Consider the following 3462-nt stretch of genomic DNA (forward strand, 5'->3'; position numbering starts at 1 on the left):
CGTCTACTGGGCTGGACGGGTGAAGGGTGAGAACTTCTGCCCCACACACGAGTTGACCAGGATGCTCCGGCAGCGGGGCGTTCCAGACTCGGAAGGAAAACTCGTGATCAAGAAGGTGCTCGCTACGGCTGCTGTGGCGGCTTCTGTCGTCGGTGCCGCGGGTGTTGCCGCCACTCCCGCCATGGCGATCGGGAACCAGGGCCACACCAACGTCAATGGCAACGACTCGATTCAGAAGTACGGCAACACCACCACGGGCGGCTACATGAGCCCGAACATGAGCCTGATCAACGGCTCGCTGAACAAGCCGTGCATCGCGCTGCTGCCGAACAAGGCCAACGTGGGCAGTCTCGTCGGCCTGGTCCCGATCACCGTCCAGGACATCCTCACCAGCAGCAACAGCCAGGCCTGCGTGGAGAACTCCAACCAGATCGACGGCGACGACCCGCTGTCGCACGTTCTGGAGCGGATCGAGCTCCTCTCGCGGAACGGTGCCGCCAACGCCGGCTGAACCCGCTCCTGGCGGTGAGCGTCCCCGTCTGCCCACGGCAGACCGGGAACGTGCACCGGGCCCCGCTCCCCGAAGCCCTCGGGGAGCGGGGCTCCCGCCGTTTCCGGACCGGAACAAGGGCCTCGCGCACGCCCCCGTCGACGCACTCGTCCGCCGGACCCGCTCGCCTGGCCTACGAAGCGCCGTCCGGCCTTCCCCCTTGCGCTCCGCGACCTGCTGGGCCGGATGGGTGAAGGGTGAGAACCTATGCCACCAGAACGAGTTGATCAGGGTGCTCCGGCAGCGGGGCGTTACCAGACCCGGAAGGAATACTCGTGATCAAGAAGGTGCTCGCCACGGCTGCTGTGGCGGCCTCTGTCGTCGGTGCCGCCGGTGTTGCCGCCACCCCCGCCATGGCGATCGGGAACGACGGCCACACCAACGTCAACGGCAACGGTGCGAAGCAGATCTACGGCAACACCACCACGGGCGGCTACATGAGCCCGAACATGAGCCTGGTGAACGGTTCGCTGAACAAGCCGTGTGTCGCCGCCCTGCCGAACAAGCTCAACGTGGGCAGTCTCGTCGGCGCCGTCCCGGTCACCGTCCAGGACATCCTGACCAGCAGCAACAGCCAGGCCTGCGTCGAGAACTCGAACCAGATCGACGGCGACGACCCGCTGTCGCACGTCCTGAACCGGATCGAGCTCCTCTCCCGCAACGGTGCCGCCAACGCCGGCTGAGCCAGCTCCCCGCGGTGGCGCGGCCCACCTGCCCACGGCAGGCCGGGACCGCGAGCCGGGCCCCGCTCCCCGACGCCCTCGGGGAGCGGGGCTCCGGCGTTTCCGGACCGGAACGCGGGGTTCACGCTTCACTGGGCCGGACGGGTGAAGGGTGAGAACTTCTGCCGCGAAAGCGAGTTGGCCAGGGTGCTCCGGCAGCGGGGCGTTACCAGACCCGGAAGGAATACTCGTGATCAAGAAGGTGTTCGCCACGGCTGCTGTGGCGGCCTCTGTCGTCGGTGCCGCCGGTGTTGCCGCCACCCCCGCCATGGCGATCGGGAACGACGGCCACACCAACGTCAACGGCAACGGCGCGAAGCAGGTGTACGGCAACACCACCACGGGCGGCTACATGAGCCCGAACATGAGCCTGGTGAACGGCACGGCGAACAAGCTGTGCGCCGCCGTGCTCACCAACAAGCTCAACGTCGGCAGCGTCGTCGGCATCCTGGTCCCCGTCACCGTCCAGGACGTCCTGACCAGCAGCAACGCTCAGAACTGCGCCGAGAACTCCAACCAGATCGACGGCGACGACCCGCTGTCGCACGTCCTGGAGCGGATCGAGGTCCTCTCCCGCAACGGTGTCGCCAACGCCGGCTGAACCCGCCCCTCGCGGTGAACCGCCCGGCCCGCCGACGGCGGACCGGGCACCTGAGCAGGGCCCCGCTCCCCGAAGTCCTCGGGGGCGGGGCTCCCGCCGTTTCCGAACCGGAAGCGGAGTTCCCGCCCGTATGCGGCATCATCTCTGACATGGGGATCGTCGCCGGTCTGGACAGTTCGTCCGAGTTCACTCGCATCGTCGTCTGCGACACCGACACCGGTGCCGTCATCCGGGAGGGGCACGCCGCCCACCCGCCGCTGCCCGACGACAGCGGCAAGCGCACGGAGATCGATCCACAGGCGTGGCTGCTGGCCCTCGGCGAGGCCGCCGCCGGAGGACTGCTGGAGGGCGTGCAGGCGATCGGCGTCTCCGCGCAGCAGCAGGGCGTTGTCCTCCTCGACCACACCGGCAACTCCGTCCGCCCGGCCCTCGTCGGCAACGACCAGCGGGAGCAGACCGCCGCCGCCGACCTCGTCGACGCGCTCGGCGGCCGCACCGCCTGGGCGCAGGCGGTCGGCTCGGTGCCGGAGGCGGGCCGGCCCGTCGTCAAGCTGCGGCACCTGGCGCGGACCGAGCCCGAGCACGCCCGCCAGGTGGCCGCCGTCCTCCAGCCGCACGACTGGCTGACCTGGCAGCTGCTCGGCCGCCCCGCCCGCCGCACCACCGACCGGGGCGACGCCTCCGCCACCGGCTACTGGTCGGCGGCCACCGGCAGCTGGCGCCCCGACCTGCTGGAACTCGCCCTCGGCCACCAGGTCGCGCTCCCCGAGGTCATCGGCCCGGCGGCCGCCGCCGGCCAGACCCCCGAGGGCCTGCTGATCTCCGCCGGCACCGGGGAGACCATGGCGGCGGCGTTCGGCCTCGGGCTGTACCCCGGCGACGCGGTGGTCTCCCTCGGCGCCTCCGGCTCGGTGTCCGCCGTGCACCACGAGGCGCTGACCGACCCCACCGGCACCATCACCTCGCTCGCCGACGCCACCGGCATGCACCTGCCCGTCGTCCGCACCCAGAACGCCGTGCGCGTGCTGCGCGGCACGGCCGAACTGCTCGGCCGCGACCTCGCCGGGCTGTCCGAACTCGCGCTGAACTCCACCCCCGGCGCCTACGGACTTGTCCTGCTGCCCTACCTCGAAGGCGAACGCACCCCCGAACTCCCGCACACCGCCGGCACGTTGACCGGCCTGCGCCGGGAGTCGATGAAGCCGGAACACCTCGCCAGAGCGGCCTTCGAGGGCATGCTGTGCGGGCTGGCCGACGCGCTGGAGGTGCTGCGTACCAGAGGCGTCCAGGTCCGGCGCGTGTTCCTCCTCGGCTCCGCCGCCGAACTGCCCGCCGTCCAGGCGCTCGCCCCCGCGCTCTTCGGCGCGCAGGTCCTCATCCCCTCACCAGCCGACTACACGACACTCGGCGCGGCCCGCCAGGCCGCCTGGGCCCTCGGCGCCGCCGAGGGCCGCCTCACCGACCGCGAGCCGCCCCGCTGGTCGGCCCCCGACTGCCGCGTCCTGGACCCGGGCGACGACGTCCCCCTCGGCCAGGCCGTCCGCCAGCAGTACGCCGCCGTCCGCGACCAGACCCACCCAGGCGCCTTC

At 71.3% G+C, this 3462-nt stretch carries 4 protein-coding genes; all 4 read left to right on the forward strand.

All coding sequences use genetic code 11. The annotated features are described in order from the left end of the window. Positions 1–103 precede the first annotated feature (103 nt). A complete protein-coding gene (locus tag GL263_RS23540) occupies positions 104–511 on the forward strand; it encodes a rodlin (protein ID WP_182857754.1) in 408 nt (135 codons plus the stop codon). A 314-nt stretch (positions 512–825) separates the two neighbouring features. Further along, positions 826–1233: a rodlin gene (locus GL263_RS23545; RefSeq protein WP_182857755.1), complete on the forward strand. Its 408-nt coding sequence runs from the start codon at positions 826–828 to the stop codon at positions 1231–1233. A 229-nt stretch (positions 1234–1462) separates the two neighbouring features. Then, positions 1463–1873 carry a rodlin gene (locus tag GL263_RS23550; protein ID WP_182857756.1) on the forward strand — a complete coding sequence of 137 codons (411 nt, stop codon included), beginning with the start codon at positions 1463–1465 and terminating at the stop codon, positions 1871–1873. Between the two features lie 149 nt (positions 1874–2022). Then, on the forward strand, positions 2023–3462 hold a 1440-nt coding region (locus GL263_RS23555), incomplete at its 3' end, for an FGGY family carbohydrate kinase (RefSeq protein WP_182857757.1).

The organism is Streptomyces durbertensis, from assembly GCF_014156695.1.
Classification (GTDB): domain Bacteria; phylum Actinomycetota; class Actinomycetes; order Streptomycetales; family Streptomycetaceae; genus Streptomyces; species Streptomyces durbertensis.